This is a genomic window from Panacibacter microcysteis (genome assembly GCF_015831355.1).
In the GTDB taxonomy this organism is placed as follows: domain Bacteria; phylum Bacteroidota; class Bacteroidia; order Chitinophagales; family Chitinophagaceae; genus Panacibacter; species Panacibacter microcysteis.
The window spans coordinates 251,954-271,860 of the sequence record NZ_JADWYR010000001.1 but is presented as its reverse complement, the minus strand read 5'-3'; the positions used below and the strand labels follow the sequence as shown (position 1 = coordinate 271,860).

The following is a 19,907-nucleotide window of genomic DNA, read 5'->3' as shown; positions in this document are numbered from 1 at the left end:
AATGGTAGTTTGAGAATAATTAACCGGGTAGTGCTGTTGCCGCACAATGATATGGCGTACAAGAGTGCGACGCAACAGGAGCTTAATAAAGGATCAAAAAGCCGGGTACATAAAATAAATAACCCGTAATGCATGTTTAGAACTAAAAAAGAAAAACAGAGACCTGTGAGTTTACCGATACGAAAAAATGTGAAATGTAATATTATGAAGGCTGCCAGCGCCATAATACTGTCAATGACAGGTTTTGCTATGCATGCTTTGGCACAGGATCCTCACTTTTCGCAGTTTTTTGAAGCGCCTCTTTTACGAAATCCATCACTTGCGGGGCTTTTTGCTGGCGATATACGTGTACAGGGTGTATATCGTAACCAATGGGGCAGCGTTACTATACCTTACCAGACCGGTTCTTTGAATGCAGAATATAAACAGCCGGTAGGCCAGGGAAATGATTTTCTTACTACAGGCCTGCAGTTATTGTACGATAAAGCGGGTATTACAAATTTTACCACCACCAATATTTACCCGGCCATTAATTATCATAAGTCTTTGAGCGATGTGGAGAACAGGTATTTATCACTTGGGTTTATGGGTGGTTTTGTACAAAGGCGTATAGACAGGTCTAAAATGACCACCAATAATCAGTATGACGGCAATGGTTATAACCCGGGCCTGGCAGATGGCGAGTTGTTTACCCAAACAAATTATAATTACTGGGATGGCAGCTTCGGCATGTCTTACAACTCTTCTATAAAAGGCAGTGAAACAGACAATTATTTCATCGGCGTGGCGTATCACCATTTTAACAGGCCGCTCAACTCTTTTTATAAAAATCCGCCGGTGGAATTGAAACCGAAATGGGTGGTTTCCGGCGGTATGCGCTTTACCACATCTGAAACGTCTTTCATTACCATACAGGCAGATTTTAGCAAGCAGGGTGAATATAATGAAGCTATTGCCGGCGCAACTTATTCTGTAAAAATTGGAGAAGATTATACAAAGCCGAAATATGTTATTCATGCCGGCGGCTACCTTCGGTTGAAAGATGCATTTATACCGGTAATAAAACTAGACTACAACCCGTTTTCCATATCTATGAGTTACGATGCCAATGTTTCCCAGTTAAAAACTGCAAGCCAGGGCAGGGGCGGGTTCGAGCTGGCTATTTCCTATACAGGCTTTCTCGATCGCAACAATACCACGCAAAACGCGGTACTTTGTCCAAAATTCTAGGAAAGTAATGGGCCCGGCAGCAGAACATGTATGATGCTTCCGTTGCGTCGCACTCTTGTACTGTTGAAGCTATACGCAGCCACCGCGAAGACCGAAGCGGACTTCTTTCCGCATAATCTTTCCTGTCTCACCGTTGCACAATAAGTATTAATACTGATTTTTTGAGGTGTTTTTCAACAATTGGCCCTTAGATTGGTTAATGTTCCTGTATTTTGCATTATTAATAATCAATTAAAGAACATGAGCACAATAATAGGACAAAAAGCACCGGAGTTACAACTGTACGATACAGAAAGAAACCTTGTAAACCTGGCCGATCTTCAGGGCAGCAATGTACTGCTACTCTTTTTTCCATTGGCATTTACAGGTGTTTGTACAAAAGAGCTGTGCAGCGTAAGAGACAACATTGCTGCCTATAACAATATAAATGCAAAAGTGCTTGGCATTTCAGTAGATTCTCCGCAAACCCTTGCCCGGTTTAAAGAAGAGCAACACCTGAATTTTCCGTTACTGAGCGATTTTAACAAAGAGGCTTCTGCAGCATACGGTTGTTTGTACGAGTCATTTATTGGATGGATGAAAGGTGTTTCCAAGAGGTCTGCGTTTATCATTGACAAGGATGGCCTCGTGCAGTATGAAGAGGTGTTGGAAAATGCCGGAGAACTGCCAGACTTTGAAAAAATCAACCAAAAATTAGCGGAACTCAATTAATATTTGATAAAAACGTTAAATTGCAGATTCGTAAACAATAATATGTTGGTACTTTTATTGTACCAATTTATCTTATGAATAGAATTTTACACATTTCTTTTCTTACAAAGCGTTTGCTAACCTTCATCATAATAATTTTGATGACAGGTTATTCATTTGCTTCAGGTACCCAGGTAAAGATTATAAAATGCTATCCCAACCCGGCTACATCTGTTGTAAATTTTGAATTTCAAAATGGTGGTGATAAAAATGCAATCTTGCAGATTTACAGCTTCTCAGGAAAAAAAATGAAAGATGTTTCACTTGCATCAGGAAAAGCAACTGTAATCCTGGATAATGATTATTATCGTGGTATTTATGTTTACAGGCTTACAGATAAAAATGGACGCATAATAGAAACAGGTAAATTCCAGGTTGTTAAATAAGATTAGCCAAAAATATTCTTACAAACCACGCTTACCAGCGTGGTTTTTTGTTTAGGCAAGCCTGTACATTTTACCCGGCATGCTTATTACAACGTTTTGAAGTTCCAGGCTAAGTATACCTGCTGCTATTGCGCTGGTGCTGAGGTTACTTTTCAGCAACAACTCGTCTATATGCATACCCGGATTGCCGGACAGCAGATTTACAATCGTTTGCTCGTCAGCAGATAATTCTATAAATAATTCTTTTTGTACTTTACGTGTATTGTTTTTTTTCTGCCAACCCATTTTTTCAGCGAACTGTTGGGCATCTGTTAATAAAGTGGCGTGGTTATTTTTAATCAGATAGTTGCAACCCGCGCTTTTTGCATCAATAATTCTGCCCGGGCAGGCAAAGACATCGCGTCCATAGTTATGTGCCAGTTCCGCCGTTATCATGCTGCCGCCTTTGATGGCGGTTTCAACAACAATAGTTGCATCTGCCATGCCTGCTACAATGCGATTGCGCCTTGGGAAATTATGCCGGTCTGCCTTTGTATACCTGGTGAATTCAGTTAACAAGCCGCCCTGCAACATCATATCTTTTGCAAGTGCTTTATGCTGCGGAGGGTAAATATTGTCAAGGCCGTGTGCCAGCACACCAATTGTTGGTAACCCGTTTGCAAGTGCCGCCCTGTGCGCAATAGCATCTATACCAAAAGCCAGGCCGCTAAGTACTAAAACATGCTGTTCCCGAAGGTCTTCCACCAGTTTTTCTGTTACCTGTTTGCCATAGTCTGTGCTCGTTCTGGTGCCGATAATACTGATGATTTTAGCATGATTAAGATCTGCATTTCCACGGTAATAAAGCAGGACCGGCGCATCAATACACTTAAGCAAGCGCTGCGGGTAATCTTTGTCTTTTATGAAAAAAGTTTGTATTTTATATTTTTCAATGAACAGCAACTCATCTTCTGCCAGGTTGAATTGAGTAAAGTTTTTTACTGCGGCAGCCCTGACTTCGCCAATCAAATCTACCTTTCCCAGTTTTGAAGCGGAGGCTTTAAAAACAGCTTCTGCGCTGCCAAAATGCTCTATAAGCGCTTTTGCCTGAACAGCACCAATATTTGGAACCATGGTAAGAGCAACCTGGTAAAGTGTGTCATGACACATGTAGCTATCCGTTTTTTACGGATAAAGATAAAGGGTTTGCTAAAAGTTATGATGATATTTAATAATATGTACCGGTGAGCTTCTTTAAATCATGCACCATTGAAATATTCGCCTGGATCTTCGCAGTTGCTGCATATAGCTTCAACAGTACAAGAGTGCGACGCAACGAACGCTTAATATTGCTACAGGAGCCTGGCTAATAAAAAAATGACCGCCTGTAAAGACGGTCATTTATAAACTTAAATGTTTGTTTACTTTTTTAGCGCTTCTGCCATGGTTTTACCAATATCTGCAGGGCTTGCCACCACATGAATGCCACACTCAGCCATGATCTTCATTTTAGCTGCAGCTGTATCATCTGCACCACCAATGATAGCGCCGGCATGTCCCATTCTGCGGCCTGGAGGTGCAGTTTGACCGGCAATGAAACCAACAACCGGTTTGGTGCCATTTTCTTTTATCCAGCGGGCAGCCTCAGCTTCCATACCGCCACCGATCTCTCCAATCATAATAATTCCGTCTGTATCAGCATCATTCATAAGTAATTCAACAGCCTCCTTTGTGGTGGTTCCAATAATAGGATCGCCACCAATACCGATTGCTGTAGTAATACCCAGGCCCGCCTTTACAACCTGGTCTGCGGCCTCGTATGTAAGGGTGCCGGATTTTGAAACGATACCGATTTTACCTGGTTTGAAAATGAAGCCAGGCATAATACCCACTTTAGCCTCGCCGGCGGTGATAACGCCGGGACAGTTGGGGCCGATCAATCTTGTAGATTTACCACGCAGGTAATCTTTTACTTTCACCATATCCTGCACAGGAATACCTTCTGTTATACAAACCACCAATGCTATACTGGCATCGGCTGCTTCCATAATTGCATCGGCAGCAAAAGCCGGTGGTACAAATATGATGCTTACGTTTGCGCCGGTATTTTTTACCGCATCTGCCACAGTATTGAATACCGGTTTATCCAGATGTGTACTGCCACCTTTGCCAGGTGTAACACCACCTACTACATTTGTTCCGTACTCTATCATCTGGCCTGCATGGAAAGTTCCTTCTGTACCGGTAAAACCCTGTACAATGATCTTCGAATTTTTATTCACTAATACTGACATGATGCAATTTTTTTCGGTTGCGCAAAAATAGGTGAAAGCACTTATAGTTTAGACTTTATCATCAGCAGTTTTTAGCATGTATAAGATGCGATGAGCTTTTCTTAGCCCCGTTATTTTGCTGCCGGGTTAAGCTTGCCACTTGACTGCCCTGGCCAACAACATTGCCAAAGTATTACTATTTTTACACATTCATTCAAAACCTGCTCTGCAATAAGAATCGTAGATCGATGGATGATAACACCCATTGTTAAACTAATTGTAATTGCCTGCCGTATGTAAAAGAGTTGAGATTCCTTTTTTTAACTGGACTAATTTTGGTTTTGTATGGCATTGAAGAAAAAGCTGGGTTTGATTATTTTGTTGCTAACGGCGTATGTAAACATCATTCATGCGCAGTCGAAGACATTGAGCGGAATTGTATTGGATAAGCAAAGTGATGAGCCTATACCTTATGCATCTGTGGTGTTTAAGGTTAGCGGCCGCGGTATGATAACGGATTCTGCAGGGAAATTTTCCTTCTCATTAAACACATGGCCTGCAGGCGACACACTGCAGGTACTCAACGTTGGTTATAAAATAGCTGAAATCCCCGTTGCACTGCTGAAAGATTCTGCATCTGTTACCATTTATATAGAAGTTGAGGCACCCAAAAATGAGGCTGTTGTAAAAGCCAAATACAACAGGGCGCTCTGGTTCTGGCGAAAAATCATTTCAAAGAAACCAGTTAATGACCGTTCCAACTACAGCAACTTTGGCTATGAAGTGTACAACAAGCTCGAACTGGATCTTAATAAAGTAAACAGGGATAAACTGGAACGGAACTTTGCACTAAAGCCGCTGAAATTCGCTTTTGACTATACCGACACGTCTTCTGAAAAAGACCCTTTTTTGCCGGTTTACCTTACTGAAACAATCTCTGATTATTATTACGAGAAAAAACCTTACCGTACAAGAGAAGTAATCAAGGCCACCAATGCAAGCGGGTTCAACAACGAAAGCTGGATGAAACAACTGGGTGCAACCTACCAGAATGTAAATGTGTACAGCAACCTTATTCCTGTGCTGGATAAATCTTTTATTTCGCCTTTCAGTGATAATGCAGACAACTATTACAACTTCAAATTACTCGATACACAATACCTGGGCGGCCGAAGGCTGGTGCATTTTCAATTTAAACCTAAACATGTAGGTGAGAATACTTTTGAAGGTGATAGCTGGATACATGATACAACATTTGCGGTGCAGAAAGTTACCCTGCGGCCGGCACTCGATGCAAACATCAACTTTGTTACGGGGCTTACATTGATACAGGAGTATAAACTGGTAAGCGATTCTTCGTGGTTTTTGTATAAAGACAAGTTCGTGGTTGATATTGCTCCGGTTGGTGCCAACCGCCTCGGTTTTAAAGGAAGAAAAACCACCACCTACAGAAATGTGTTGATCAACAGCAGCACAGTGATCAACGAACTAAATAAAGGTAAAAGCAATGAAGAGATCATCCTCGTTCCAAATACCACAGACCTGCCAGATTCTTTTTGGGTGCAGCACCGTTTCGAGCCCCTCAACAAAAACGAACAAAACATTTATAAACTGCTCGATACACTCGAGAACAATAAAACTTTTCTTTTCTATAAAAATTCAATAGACTTTCTTACCACCGGTACAAAGTATATTGGCAATTATGTTATTGGTCCATGGTATTACTGGTTTTCCGGCAACAGGTGGGAGGGTACAAGGGTACGTTTCGATCTGTCTACCAATCGTGGTTTTAGCCAGCACTGGTATTTGCACGGTTACCTGGCTTATGGGTTTACAGATAAAAAATACAAAGGCCAGGCTGAAATAAAGTACCAGTTTAGCCGAAAGCCATGGAGCTACCTGCTTGCCTCTTACAAAAGTGATCTGGATAATGGCCAGGTTGTGTACGACCAGCTGGGCAGCGATAACGTATTTGCTGTATTTGCACGTAAACCCAATGTGCCATTTAAATTTCAGCAGATAACAGAAAAGAAACTCGAGTATTTTACCGAAACCAATAAGAATTTCTCCGTTGGGTTAACGCTTTCCAGCAGGCAATACAAAGCATTGCTCAATCTGCCTGGCAAGGACGCTTTTCCCACAACTGATGGCGAGCCGCTTAACTCTTTTGAAACACGTCTCAGGTTACGATATGCATACCAGGAGCGTTTCCTGGAAAGCAATTTTGATCGTTCCAGTTTTGGCAGCCAGTACCCCATTGTGCAACTAGTCTTCACACATGGCTTCAGCGGCGTACTCAACAGCAGCTACGATTATAATAAAATCGATCTGAGTATTTCTGATTACCTCAAAATTCCGCCATACGGCACACTGCGTTACAATTTCTTTGCGGGCAAAGTATTTGGTACGCTGCCTTACCAGATGCTGGTACACCAGCCGGGCAATGAGTGGTACTACTACAGTTATCATTCATTCAATCTCATGAACCGTTTTGAATACCTTACCGACCGCTATGCTGGCTTTAATATCGAGCACAATATTGGCAGTGGACTGTTCAGGTACATACCCATTACACGTAAACTTAAACTCAGGCAGTTTTGGGAGGTAAAAGGGGTTGCAGGCAATCTTAGCAATGCCAATAAGCAGCTCAATTTTGTTACCGGTGCGCCATTCAAATCGCTCGACGGCAACCTTTATATGGAGGTGGGAACCGGTATTGATAATATCCTCAAATTCTTCCGCATCGATTTTATATGGCGTGTGTTGCCACGGCCTCTGCCGGATGTGAAACAGCAACGTTTTGGTGTTTTCGGCGGCTTCAGGTTTACATTGTAAGATTTATGGGGAGCCGGGCATTGGAACAACTATTGAGCTCCTGTTGCGTCGCACTCTTGTGCGCCATAAGCGGTGGCAGCAACGATACTGCATTTCAACACAGGTCCTGTGCAAACAGTTTGAAACCTGCAAACTCAAACTTTCCTTCTATTTTTACCGCATGTTATTACCAAGGTTCCTGCATTTTCTAAAAGAGCAGTTTCATTTGCAGCCCGCACAAACAACATTACTGCTGGCCGTAAGCGGTGGCATAGACAGCGTTGTATTAACCGATCTGTGTGCTAAAGCAGGATTTGATTTTCTTATTGCGCATGTTAATTTTCAACTGCGTGGCGCGGAAAGCGACAGAGATGAAACCTTTGTACGATCGTTACAGACGAAGTACAATAAAAAGGTATTTGTACAGAAATTCGATACCGCAGCGTACGCTGCAGAATACAAACTATCTATACAGGAAGCAGCCCGCAACCTGCGTTACGAATGGTTTGCATCACTGCTGAAAAAAGAGCTGCCTGCAGGTTCAAAACTTGCAACTGCGCACAATGCAAATGATAATATTGAAACGCTGCTCATGCATTTTTTTCGCGGAACGGGTTTGCATGGTTTAACAGGTATGCCTGTAAACGATACCAGCAGGCACATAATACGCCCCTTGCTGTTTGCCAAACGAAACGATGTTGTTGTTTATGCGCAGGATAACAATTTAACATGGGTAGAAGACTCTTCCAACTCCACAGATAAATACACCCGCAACTATTTTCGGTTGCAGCTTTTGCCCGCCATTAAAGAGGTTTTTTCCAACGTAGAAGATAACCTGCTGGCAAACATTCAGCGTTTTAGCGAGGCTGAAGATCTTTATATGCAGGCTGTAAAGCTGCACAAAGCAAAACTGCCGGAGCAAAAGGGTAATGAATGGCATGTACCAATATTGAAATGGCAAAAGGCACAACCGCTGCAAACCATTACCTGGGAAATTATCAGGGACTTCGGTTTTGGCAGTGCACAGGTTAATGAAGTACTCAAGCTTTTTACAGCATCTAACGGCAGTTTTATAACAAGCGATACCCACAGGATCATCCGTAACAGGCAATGGCTGATTATAGCGCCGGTACAAAATGAAATTGCCGCAAATATTGTGATAGGGCAATTAACCGGCCCCATACATTTTGAGCATGGGGTACTGCTTTTCGGGCAGGTAACAAAACCACAGTCAGTAACACAAACAACAGCACTTGCGGTAAATGTAGATGCGGCTTTGCTAAAGTTGCCGCTGTTACTGCGTAAGTGGAAGCAGGGCGATTATTTTTACCCGCTTGGCATGCAGAAAAAGAAAAAATTGGGTAAGTTTTTTATAGATAATAAATTGTCAAAAACAGAAAAAGAAAAAGTGTGGGTGATTGAATCTGATAAACGGATTGTCTGGGTTATCGGTTACAGGATAGATGACCGCTTTAAAATTACCACGCACACCAAAACCGCTGTTTCTATTGCTTTTGAGCCCCGGACCTGACTAGACGTTGTCAGACCCCTGTTTTTTTCATTTGCAACATCGAGGTCAGCCGCTGCTTAATATGCAGTATCGTTGCTGCAGCAAATTATACAGTACAAGAGTGCGACGCAACGGAAGCTTAATGCCCAGGCAGATGCCCGGCCCCTAAAAATTGTTGATATAATTTTTAACCTCTTCAATAAAAATAGATACCGGCCTGTAATCGCTGAGGAAGTAACAGGTTACAATCATAAACGCAAGACCGTAAAGTGCTCCCCAAATATGTGCGGAGTGGCCAATATTGGTATTGCCCTTCTTGTCAAGGTAAGCGGAAACAATGATAAACAGTGGTGCGAACACAAAACCCGGAATGGGGATTGGAATCGGGAATATGGTAATGCCGTCTGCCGGTCTTAACAATATGCCAATAAATACAACCGCAGAAACAGCCCCGGATGCACCAAGGCTTGCATAACCATAATTATTCTTATGCTTGTTATAGCTGGGCAGCTCACTTACAATTAAGGCTGACAAATACATGAGTATGTACAACAATGCACCGGTTTGTTCAAAAATGCTTTTGAATGCAGCTTCTGTAATGCGCCCAAAGAAGTAAAACGAGATCATGTTAAACGCCAGGTGTGCAATGTCTGCATGTATTAAACCATGAGTTAAGAAGCGATACCACTGGTTGCGTTCAGTTATATAAGGCGGGTAAAAAATGAGTTTGTTCTTTATAGCTTCATCAGAAAAAGCTACAAACGAAACAATACAGGTAATAACCATTATCGTGATGGTGACTTCCATTGATTTTTGCTTTAAGGCTCCGTAAATATACCCTAATGAACCAAAAACCGCCTGTGAATATTGTGTAAAGCCTTTATTGATTATGAATGGTGATACTTTTCGTTCTTTAAAATTGTACATGCACGATACACCTGTTCTGCGAGGATAAGCCTTACCAGCATATGTGGAAAAACAAGCTTGGAGAGGCTCCAGGTAAAATTTGCGCGGTCGTTTACGGTGGCGTCTACACCAAATGCGCCACCGATAAGGAATACCAGTCTTTTACTGCGCTCATTGGCGCGTTGCTGTAGTAAGTTTGCCAAATCGGGCGAAGAAAGTTGCGTGCCACGCTCATCGAGGAGAATTAAATAATCATCTTTTGAAAGAACCTGGAGTATTGCTTTCGCCTCCTGTTTTTTCAGTTCGTTGTCAGACAATGCGGCAGCATTTTTCGGCGGTGCAATAACCTGCCACCCGGCAGCGAAATACTTGCCGATGCGATGGGTGAAATCTTCCACGCCGTGTTTTATATAAGGCTCATGCGCTTTGCCTGTAGAACACAATAATATTTTCATCCCCTAATCTTTTTATATAACGGCCTTCCATTTAAACCCGGCTTCAAATGTCAGCAAAATGTTATTTCAGTATATTTATTTCTGAAATCAGAATAGTCTACTAATTTTGTCGTCAATTAATTTTAAAACATGCATGCACCTGTTAACTGTTGTTGTTGTATTGCTACTCCGTAAACAGAGAAGTGCGTGTGTAATTATAAAAGCATAATTATTCCCTTCTCCAACAAAGAAGGGTTTTTATTTTTTAAAAGATACCTGAATGGAATACCCCGGCTATATTCTTACAAGGCACCTGCCATCGGTTAAAGAGATCAACACATTTACAGATGAATTAATGGCTTATTTGTTTCCGGTAACGGATGAGCCGGATATGTTTATTGAGCACCACGAAAGCATGATGTATAAACTGAAAGAACATTTTATGCGGCTGCTTCAATCAGTAGATACCGGCGACAAGCTTAACAAGGATGCCGTGGCAGATCAGTTATTTGCAGCGTTGGCAGGCATTAAAGATCTGCTGCTGAAAGATGCCAACCTTATTCTTGATTTTGACCCCGCAGCCAGCTCGCTGGAAGAGGTGATTCTTTCTTACCCCGGCTTTTATGCTATCATGGTACATCGCCTGGCGCATGTTATTTATAAAGCAAAAGTGCCGCTTATTCCGCGGTTTATGAGCGAATGGGCACATAGTAAAACTGGTATTGATATCAATCCCGGTGCTACAATTGGTTCACCATTTTTTATTGATCACGGAACAGGTGTTGTAATTGGTGAAACTGCAAAAATTGGCAACAACGTAAAAATATACCAGAGTGTAACACTGGGTGCCATGGCCGTACGCAAAGAAGATGCACAGGTAAAGCGCCACCCTACCATAGAAGATAATGTGATCATTTATGCCGGTAGTACCATATTGGGTGGTAATACAAGTATTGGGCACGACAGCATCATTGGCGGTAATACCTGGGTTACGCAAAGTGTACCGCCCTTTAGTGTGGTGTACCATAAAAACCAGACGATCGTTAACGACCGCAAAGATTTTGAAGAGCCGTTGAATTTTATCATATAAAAAGCAACAACCCATCAACATATTTATACTTATAATGGTTAAGACAATTGAAAAACTTTGAAGAATGAAAGCGAACAATATTTTAGAAACGATCGGCAATACGCCGCACGTACGTGTAAACAAACTCTATCCATCAAATATTGAAGTGTGGAGCAAGCTTGAGAAAGCAAACCCGGGCGGTAGCATCAAAGACCGCATTGCGTTGTCTATGATTGAAGATGCAGAACAAAAAGGGCTGCTGAAAAAAGACAGTGTGATCATAGAGCCCACCTCCGGCAACACAGGTATTGGCCTGGCAATAGTGGCAGCAGTGAAAGGCTATAAGCTTGTACTGGTAATGCCTGAAAGTATGAGCGTGGAGCGCAGGCGGCTAATGAGTGTATACGGTGCAACTTTTGAACTTACACCCCGCGAAAAAGGAATGAAAGGCGCTATAGAAAAAGCAAAAGAACTGGTGGCCTCTACGCCTGATGCATGGATGCCGCAGCAGTTTGATAATGTTGCCAATATTGATGTGCACGTAAAAACAACGGCACAGGAAATACTTGCAGATTTTCCTGAAGGGTTCGATTACCTCATTACCGGCGTTGGTACCGGTGGTCACATTACCGGCGTAGGAGAAACATTGAAAAAACAATTTCCTAACCTGAAAGTCTTCGCAGTAGAACCGGAGTTGTCGCCTGTTTTAAGCGGTGGCGCGCCTGGCCCGCATCCCATACAGGGCATTGGTGCAGGTTTTGTGCCAAACAATTTACACAGTTCTGTGTTAGATGGGGTAATACAGGTTAGTAAAGATGAAGCTTTCCTGTATGCACAACGTGCCGCAAAGGAAGAAGGAATTTTCCAGGGCATTTCAAGCGGCGCCACGATGGCCGCACTGGCTAAAAAATTGCCTGAAATACCTGCAGGCAGCAAGGTGCTGATATTTAATTACGACACAGGTGAAAGATATTTGAGTATTGATGGGCTCTTCGCGTAAATGCAAAACCGCTGAGACAAAACGGAGCACATCGCTTATTCTGTAATGTCTCAGCGGTAAAATATATTTTTGCATCATGAAGTATTACCTCGTTGCGGCAGCCTGTTTTTGTATGCTGCTTTCCTGTGAAAAAGAGATAAAGATCAACATCAATCAACAGGCACCTAAACTGGTGGTGGATGCAAGCATTGAGAACAATGGTGTACCGTTGGTCGCACTTTCTACTTCACTCAACTATTTCAATACGATTTCACCGGAAGAACTGGCAAATTCTTTTGTGCACGATGCAGTAGTTACCGTTGGTAATGGTACCCAAACGGTAACGCTGAAAGAGTATAGCATTACAGATACCAGCGGGTTCACGCTCTTTTATTATTCTGTCGACAGCAGCGATTTCGCTCAAATATTGATTGGCGAGCTGGACAAAACGTATACGCTCAATGTTACCACCAAAGACGGAGAAACATACAGCTCCACCACTACTATTCCAAGGCTTACAAAAACGGTTGACTCCTTATTCTGGAAGCCCGTTCCTTTTGTAGAAGACACTACTTTGTGTGCTTTAATGCTTACGGTAACCGACCCGCCGGGCCTAGGCAATTATGTACGCTATTTTACAAGTGTAAATAATGGTCGTTTTCTGCCAGGTCTTAATTCTGTTTTTGATGACCAGGTGGTAGATGGCATAACCGTTACCCTGCAGTTTGATGCGGGCTGGGATAAAAACAGTCTCGAAGACCCCATTCAGCAGGAGAGTTATGGCTTTGTACACAGGGGAGATACTGTAACACTCAAATACTGCAATATAGACCGCGCTACCTATCTTTTCTGGAACACCTGGGAGTTTGCGTGGCAAAGCAATGGCAACCCGTTTTCTACACCGGGCAAAGTATTGGGAAACATCAGTAACGGTGCACTGGGTGGCTTCAGCGGTTATGCGGTGCAGTACAAAACGCTCATTATCCCCAAGTAATGCAGATGTATTTTGCAGCATTATTTATTATGTAAGCACAACGTAACTTTGCCGTCTTTATAAGTAAGAAAGACATTATGAACCCTGCTGCAGTGCAGGTATCAGGCTTCCGTTGCGTCGCACTCTTGTACTGCAAAGCAGCAGTCATCTTTTCATAGCTTCGCGGTTTATACCTGCAGGTAATGTATAGTGCCATTTAGCAGGTGCTGATACGCTACGCTGCAGCCGCCATAAAAACGGAACGGTGCAGTGAGTGACACAACAGGCGATGCTCAAAGAACAACAGTTTGTAAACAAAAAATTATTGAATACGATATGGAAAACGGCGTTACAGAAAAAGTACATTGTTTAATTATAGGTTCCGGCCCGGCTGGTTATACTGCTGCTATTTATGCAGCACGTGCCAATATGAAGCCGGTGTTGTACCAGGGTATTCAACCCGGTGGCCAGCTTACTATTACAACAGAGGTTGAAAATTATCCCGGCTACCCTGAAGGAATACAGGGCCCTGAAATGATGGTAGATTTTGAAAAGCAGGCACTGCGCATGGGCACAGATGTACGTTATGGCCTGGCTACAGCGGTAGACTTTAGCGGCCCGGTACATAAAGTACAGATAGATGAAGGCAAATGGATAGAAGCAGATGCAGTAATTATTTCAACAGGTGCATCAGCCAAATGGCTGGGGCTTGAAAGCGAACAACGCCTCAACGGTTATGGTGTTAGCGCATGCGCAGTATGCGATGGGTTTTTCTTTCGTGGTAAAGAAGTGGCCATTGTAGGTGCCGGTGATACGGCGTGTGAAGAAGCGTTATACCTGTCCAAACTGGCAAGCACCGTGCACATGATCGTTAGAAAAGACGAAAATGGTATGAAAGCCAGTAAGATCATGCAGGACAGGGTAAAGGCCACACCCAACATCAAAATATACTGGAACAACGATACCCTGGAGATTGTTGGTGAAACGAAAACAGAAGCTGTGCGTATCAAAAATAACGTTACCGGTGTGGAGCAAACGGTCCCGGTAAGCGCATTTTTTGTGGCCATTGGCCATGAGCCCAACAGCGGTATTTTTAAATCATTTCTCGACATGGATGAAGCCGGTTATATAAAAACAGTGCCCGGCACTTCTAAAACAAATGTAGAAGGTGTATTTGCAGCAGGTGATGTACAGGATAAAATTTACCGCCAGGCTGTAACGGCAGCAGGTAGCGGTTGTATGGCAGCGTTGGATGCAGAAAGATATTTAAGCGCAAAAGGATTGGTGTAGCATACAGACAATCGTAATGAAGAAGAAGCAGCTTTAACAGGCTGCTTTTTTATTTTTACAACTGGCACATATTTTTCTTTTATTGGTGATGGTTATACTAACCATTCAGTTAAATTTGTTATGAACAAAACACCTCGTATGGCAGGCAATACATCGCTTATGAAATTGCATTTACGCTACAGGCTCTGGATAGCAGAAATGAATGAAGACATTACTGTACTCCGGATCTTTGATGATCACCTCGCAGAACTGGCTGCAAAAAAGCAGGATGCTGAAACAACCGGCTTTGTAAACAAATCAAAAGAACAGTTTGCGGATTTTCGCCGGCAGATAGATGAACTAAAACATGAAATGCACCTGCACAAAATGAATATTGCAGCGTTTATGCGCGATGAAGAAAATGCACGGCAGGCCAACGCCGCAGATGAGGAGCATGTTTCACTGCAAAAACGGTACATAGACTTCAGGGAAAGATTTGATAAAGCCAAACAGGTATTTGCCGAAACAGAACAGTAAAACATACAATTTCCAGGTATAAAAAAAGGTCCGCCTTGCAGCGGACCTTTTTTGTGGCGCACACTTTATACGTTGCGCTCAAGGTATGCATTCCTGAACTTGCCTTTTGGATCGTATTCTTTTACCATTGCTGTAAAGGCAGTCATTTTTTTATAACGGCTGAGTAAATCTTTATGCTTGTAAGTGAATAACTTTCCCCAGTGTGGTTTTGCATCATATGGTGCGAGTGTTTTTTCAATCACGGGTAACAACCGCATTACTTCAGGTATTTCCTGTTTCAATGTAAAGTGAATAGCTACCGAATCCTGTTTGTAGCAGGGGCTCATCCAGAGATCATCTGCGGCTATGGTACGTATCTCCGTAATAAAAAGATGCGGGCCTACCTGCTTTCCGAGTTTTGCTACGGCAAAGATCGCTTCTGCAGCGTCCTGCTTTGCAACAAAATATTCTGCCTGCAATTCCACACCACTGCTGGGTGTAAAGCCCATTTTAAAATGCGGCATTCTTTCAAACCATGGCCCCGCAACACCCATTTGATCGGTACAGTTTTCTGCAGACAGTGTGGCGATGGGATGCATATTCTTTGTCGCAGCTTTAGCGCCAAAAAATTCTGGCGGCGCACTAAAGCCATCTGTATCTTTTGTTTTAATCCAAACTTCATTGATCGTATCACTTTGCCAGTCCGTAAAAAGGCTTACGCTGTAGCCGGCACCAACAATCTGTTCAAAGTTTGTTTTAAGTGCCTGCATTGGCAAATGCTCGTATACGTACTGCTTCATAGCAAAGGTTGGTTGTAACTGTAGCGTTACTTTGGTTATTACACCAATAGCGCCAAGTCCCACAACCACCGCGTTAAACTTGTCGCCGTCTTTTGCTTTTGACAATGTATGCAATGTGCCATCTGCACTTACAAATTCAATAGCGGTAACTGCTGAAGAAAGATTGCCGTTGCCTACACCGGAGCCATGGGTTGCGGTTGTTATAGCACCGCCAACAGAAATATGTGGCAGGGAGGCCAGGTTGTGTAACGCAAAACCCTTTTCTTCCAGGTAGGGTGCAAGTTCACCATACTTTATACCTCCTTCAACGGTTACGGTTTTGTCCTGCCCGTTTAATGAAACGATCTTATTCAGCTCTCTCGTAGATACCAGGTTGTGTGTGCTGTCTGCTATGTCATTAAAGCAATGCCTTGTGCCAAGCGTTTTAGCTTTGTCAAGTCGCTTTACAAGTTGTTGTATTTCTTCCACGGTTGTCGGGTAAAAAACTTTATCGGTACTGTATGTAAGATTGCCTGCCCAGTTTTTCAATCTCCCGCCCGGCATCCACGATGCAAGGGGTGCTGTTAAAGGTGCTGTCATTAATGCAGAAGTTAATTTTAAAAAAGTTCTCTTTTTCATGGCAAAAACAGTTGGTTCAACTCGTTAATTAAAGATAAACATTGGCAGATAATGCAGACAGAATGTTTTTTTGAGCCCGGCACCTGTAATGCTGCTGATCGTCCCTTGCGTCGCACTCTTGTACTGCAGATCTTTGTTCACCAGCCCCGGTTACAACGGCGCATGTTTTTTCATATTCCTATTCAGCTTAGTTTTGCCGCATGCTTACAATAGAGTTAACAGGCCTGCGGTTTCATGCATTTCATGGTTTGTATAAAGAAGAAAAGAAGATTGGCGGAGATTACGAAGTAAACGTTACCGTACAGCATTTGCCAAAGAAAATTCCCGTACAACATATTGATGACACTATTGATTATTCGGTTGTTTACAACCTCGTAAACGAACTGATGCAAAAGCCCGAGCCGCTGCTGGAAACAGTAGCCAGCGCCATTGCCACAAAAATTTTGAATAAATTTTCACAGGCCGAAGAAGTGAGTGTGAGTGTTACCAAGTTAAATCCGCCTATTATTGCATTCCAGGGAAGTGTTGGTGTAAAGTGCGTATTGAAGAAACAATAAAACAGCTTAATAATCTATGATGAAGTATTGTATAATTGTATGGGTATGTTGTGTAGGTTTAAGTGTTGCAGCGCAGGATGTAAATGTGCTCATAAAAGAAGCATCCAACCTGGAGAAGCAGTTAAAGGAAGCAGACGCGTATAAAAAATATGAGCAGGTTACCGTGCTCGACGCGAAAAATATTACGGCGCTGGTTAAGTGTGCAGAGATCAACTGTGCTATGGGTATGCGGCAAAAAGAGGAGGCCGCAAAGGCAAATTATTATAGTGCCGCGCACAAATTTGCGTTGCAGGCTTACGCAGTTGACTCCAACAATGCCGATGCCTGTTACGCCATTGCCATGGTGTCTGGTAAAATGACAGAAGTGGCTGATGATAACAGGCAGATACTGGCATACGCAAGAGATACAAAGAAGTATGCCGAAAAAGCCATCAGGCTAAACCCTGACCATGCCAAAGCAAATTACACGCTTGGCAAATGGCACCTGGAAATGGATAACCTGTCCTGGATAAAAAAAGCGGCAGCGAAAGCTATAAAAGGAGGTTTGCCAAAGGCTGATATTGACAGTGCTGTATACTACATGGAACAATGCCGCAAACTGGATATGTATTTTGTAAGAAACTATCTTGATCTTGCAAAAGCATACGAATCCAAGAGCAGGCCTATGCAGGAAATGGACGTACTCAATAAACTGGTAAAGTTGCCCAACCGCACACCCGACGATGCTGCGCTGAAAGAAGAAGGCAGACAAATGCTGGCAAAAATTCAATAAATAAACACCGCATATATGGAACTACAACAACAGTTTGAACAAGCTGTGGCAAACAGCAAAACATTGAGTGAAAAACCTTCCAATGAAATTTTGCTGCAGCTATATTCATTATACAAACAGGCAACCGAAGGCGATGCTGCTGAAGATAATGCACCCGCCAATCCATTCGATTTTGTGGGTAAAGCAAAATTCAATGCATGGAGCGAGCTGAAAGGCAAATCGAAAGAAGCAGCTATGCAGGCTTATGTTGATCTTGTTCAAAAATTGAAAAGCTAACATTACACTGTATTGGCAAAAGGGTTTTAAATGCACAGCATTTAAAACCCTTTTTTGTTTTATTGCTTTATCGTGCAGGTAAATGATCAGCGCTTTCGCATAGCAGTGTTGCATATGGTGCGGAACGTACAAGTGAGTGACACAACCGCAGCTTCATAGCAGCAATGCAGCTGGTTACAAAAAATAAAAACCCCAAATTCAATGGTGGCAATGCTTTCAGGCCATTAACAAAAAAATATTTTGAAGCAATTTACCTGCCGCGCTATCTTTGCACATGGCAACAATAAATAACTCCCAACGCAACAAGTCAACCGGTTCCCGCTTTTTTGGAGAAGGTTTAACCTTCGATGATGTGCTACTGATGCCTGCCTACAGCGAGGTACTTCCCCGCGAAGTAAATATCAAAACAAATCTTACAAAAGACATTACGCTTAATGTGCCCATGCTGTCTGCAGCTATGGATACCGTTACCGAAGCCAATCTTGCCATAGCACTTGCAAGAGAAGGTGGTATTGGTATACTGCATAAAAATATGAGTGTTGAAAAACAGGCAGAGCAGGTGCGTAAGGTAAAAAGAAGTGAAAGCGGTTTAATTGTTGATCCCGTTACACTACATGATGATGCTACAATTGGCGATGCACTGCGCCTGATGAAAGAGAATAAAATTGGTGGTATTCCTATTATTGATACAAATAATGTGTTGGTTGGTATTCTTACAAACCGCGACCTGCGTTTTGAAACAAACAAACAGGCCAAGGTAAAAGAAGTAATGACCAAAGAAAGACTTATCACCGCGCCACAGGGCACTGATATGAAGAAAGCAGAAAAAATTCTGCAACAATATAAAATTGAAAAGCTGCCTGTGGTAGATAAAAAAGGCAAGCTGATCGGTTTGATTACCTACAGGGATATTTTACAGTTGAGCAACTTTCCCAATGCTGTAAAAGATGTAATGGGCAGGCTGCTCGTGGGTGCCGCTTTAGGCATAACCAAAGACCTGCTGGAAAGGGCAGAAGCGTTACAAAAAGTAGGTGTTGATGTTGTAACGCTCGATAGCGCACACGGCCATACAAAAGGTGTCATTGATTCCGTGAAACTATTGCGTAAAAATTTTAAAGACCTGCAGATTATTGCCGGCAATATAGCAACGGGCGAAGGTGCAAAAGCGCTGGTTGCTGCCGGTGCCGATGCAGTAAAAGTTGGTATTGGCCCGGGCTCTATCTGCACCACCCGCATTGTTGCAGGTGCAGGCGTGCCGCAGCTTACAGCCATTATGGAAGTAGCTGCCGCCATGAAGCAAAAAGGCACGCCGTTGATTGCAGATGGAGGCATCCGCTATACCGGCGACATGGTGAAAGCGTTAGCGGCCGGTGCATCTACTGTTATGATGGGCAGTGTATTTGCAGGAGTAGAAGAGAGCCCCGGTGAAACCATTATTTACGAGGGCCGTAAGTTTAAAGAATATCGAGGCATGGGCAGCATCGGTGCCATGCAGCAGGGCAGCAGCGACCGATACTTCCAGGATGTGGAAGACGGTATAAAGAAACTGGTTCCCGAAGGTATCGAAGGGCGTGTGGCATACAAGGGAAACCTGAACGAAGTGGTAGCACAGTTTGTAGGCGGTCTTCGTGCAGGCATGGGTTATTGCGGTGCAAAGGACCTTGCAGCATTACAACAGTCAACATTTGTAAAGATCACCAATGCAGGTATGCGGGAAAGCCATGCGCATGACATTGAGATAACCAAAGAAGCACCAAACTACAGCAGGAAATAAAACTGTGTTTATAACATGCAAA

19 protein-coding genes are annotated in these 19,907 nt (G+C 42.9%); 14 read left to right on the top strand and 5 right to left on the bottom strand.

All coding sequences use genetic code 11. The features are described 5' to 3' along the window. The first annotated feature begins 204 nt into the window (after window positions 1-204). From I5907_RS01155 to I5907_RS01145, 3 genes are all read left to right on the top strand, one after another. Window positions 205-1,230, top strand: a complete 1,026-nt coding sequence (locus tag I5907_RS01155; protein WP_196988916.1) for a PorP/SprF family type IX secretion system membrane protein — start codon at window positions 205-207, stop codon at window positions 1,228-1,230. 240 nt (window positions 1,231-1,470) lie between these two features. Beyond that, window positions 1,471-1,941 (top strand): redoxin domain-containing protein, encoded by a 471-nt coding sequence (locus I5907_RS01150; RefSeq protein WP_196988915.1) that lies wholly within the window; start codon window positions 1,471-1,473, stop codon window positions 1,939-1,941. Window positions 1,942-2,015: 74 nt separating this feature from the next. Further along, window positions 2,016-2,366 (top strand): T9SS type A sorting domain-containing protein, encoded by a 351-nt coding sequence (locus I5907_RS01145; protein ID WP_196988914.1) that lies wholly within the window; start codon window positions 2,016-2,018, stop codon window positions 2,364-2,366. 51 nt (window positions 2,367-2,417) lie between these two features. Here I5907_RS01145 and dprA read toward each other — a convergent pair whose 3' ends face one another. Further along, a complete protein-coding gene (gene dprA, locus I5907_RS01140; RefSeq protein WP_196988913.1) occupies window positions 2,418-3,515 on the bottom strand; it encodes a DNA-processing protein DprA in 1,098 nt (365 codons plus the stop codon). 251 nt (window positions 3,516-3,766) lie between these two features. Then, a complete protein-coding gene (gene sucD / locus I5907_RS01135; RefSeq protein WP_196988912.1) occupies window positions 3,767-4,639 on the bottom strand; it encodes a succinate--CoA ligase subunit alpha in 873 nt (290 codons plus the stop codon). A gap of 324 nt (window positions 4,640-4,963) precedes the next feature. Here sucD and I5907_RS01130 point away from each other — a divergent pair, with 324 nt between their 5' ends. Further along, a complete protein-coding gene (locus I5907_RS01130) occupies window positions 4,964-7,453 on the top strand; it encodes a DUF5686 family protein (protein WP_196988911.1) in 2,490 nt (829 codons plus the stop codon). Window positions 7,454-7,613: 160 nt separating this feature from the next. Next, on the top strand, window positions 7,614-8,963 hold the full coding sequence (tilS, locus tag I5907_RS01125; protein ID WP_196988910.1) for a tRNA lysidine(34) synthetase TilS: 1,350 nt from the start codon (window positions 7,614-7,616) through the stop codon (window positions 8,961-8,963). Between the two features lie 144 nt (window positions 8,964-9,107). On the opposite strand, the gene I5907_RS01120 is transcribed toward tilS, so the two are convergent. Continuing rightward, window positions 9,108-9,749, bottom strand: a complete 642-nt coding sequence (locus tag I5907_RS01120; RefSeq protein WP_196988909.1) for a rhomboid family intramembrane serine protease — start codon at window positions 9,747-9,749, stop codon at window positions 9,108-9,110. A gap of 80 nt (window positions 9,750-9,829) precedes the next feature. Further along, the gene (locus I5907_RS01115; RefSeq protein ID WP_196988908.1) at window positions 9,830-10,303 is read right to left on the bottom strand and encodes a 23S rRNA (pseudouridine(1915)-N(3))-methyltransferase RlmH; all 474 of its coding nucleotides are present in this window, start codon (window positions 10,301-10,303) and stop codon (window positions 9,830-9,832) included. Between the two features lie 259 nt (window positions 10,304-10,562). On the opposite strand from I5907_RS01115, the gene epsC reads away from it, so the two are divergent. From epsC to I5907_RS01090, 5 genes are all read left to right on the top strand, one after another. Beyond that, complete coding sequence (epsC, locus tag I5907_RS01110) at window positions 10,563-11,372, top strand: serine O-acetyltransferase EpsC (protein WP_196988907.1); 810 nt, start codon at window positions 10,563-10,565, stop codon at window positions 11,370-11,372. Window positions 11,373-11,436: 64 nt separating this feature from the next. After that, window positions 11,437-12,351, top strand: coding sequence for a cysteine synthase A (cysK, locus tag I5907_RS01105; protein WP_196988906.1), 915 nt, complete (start codon window positions 11,437-11,439; stop codon window positions 12,349-12,351). A 76-nt stretch (window positions 12,352-12,427) separates the two neighbouring features. Continuing rightward, complete coding sequence (locus I5907_RS01100; RefSeq protein WP_196988905.1) at window positions 12,428-13,324, top strand: DUF4249 domain-containing protein; 897 nt, start codon at window positions 12,428-12,430, stop codon at window positions 13,322-13,324. A 315-nt stretch (window positions 13,325-13,639) separates the two neighbouring features. Then, window positions 13,640-14,593, top strand: coding sequence for a thioredoxin-disulfide reductase (trxB, locus tag I5907_RS01095; RefSeq protein ID WP_196990966.1), 954 nt, complete (start codon window positions 13,640-13,642; stop codon window positions 14,591-14,593). A gap of 159 nt (window positions 14,594-14,752) precedes the next feature. Then, a complete protein-coding gene (locus tag I5907_RS01090; RefSeq protein ID WP_196988904.1) occupies window positions 14,753-15,109 on the top strand; it encodes a hypothetical protein in 357 nt (118 codons plus the stop codon). 65 nt (window positions 15,110-15,174) lie between these two features. Here the strand turns inward: I5907_RS01090 and I5907_RS01085 are convergent, their stop codons facing one another. Further along, entirely contained in the window at window positions 15,175-16,506 is a 1,332-nt protein-coding gene (locus I5907_RS01085) for an FAD-binding protein (RefSeq protein WP_231401924.1), read from the bottom strand. A gap of 200 nt (window positions 16,507-16,706) precedes the next feature. On the opposite strand from I5907_RS01085, the gene folB reads away from it, so the two are divergent. The 4 genes from folB (at window position 16,707) to guaB (ending at window position 19,885) form a co-directional block, all read left to right on the top strand. Then, window positions 16,707-17,063, top strand: a complete 357-nt coding sequence (gene folB, locus I5907_RS01080) for a dihydroneopterin aldolase (protein ID WP_196988903.1) — start codon at window positions 16,707-16,709, stop codon at window positions 17,061-17,063. 16 nt (window positions 17,064-17,079) lie between these two features. Next, a complete protein-coding gene (locus I5907_RS01075) occupies window positions 17,080-17,835 on the top strand; it encodes a hypothetical protein (RefSeq protein WP_196988902.1) in 756 nt (251 codons plus the stop codon). A 15-nt stretch (window positions 17,836-17,850) separates the two neighbouring features. Continuing rightward, on the top strand, window positions 17,851-18,111 hold the full coding sequence (locus tag I5907_RS01070) for an acyl-CoA-binding protein (protein WP_196988901.1): 261 nt from the start codon (window positions 17,851-17,853) through the stop codon (window positions 18,109-18,111). Between the two features lie 274 nt (window positions 18,112-18,385). After that, window positions 18,386-19,885 carry an IMP dehydrogenase gene (gene guaB / locus I5907_RS01065; RefSeq protein ID WP_196988900.1) on the top strand — a complete coding sequence of 500 codons (1,500 nt, stop codon included), beginning with the start codon at window positions 18,386-18,388 and terminating at the stop codon, window positions 19,883-19,885. Window positions 19,886-19,907: the final 22 nt, after the last annotated feature.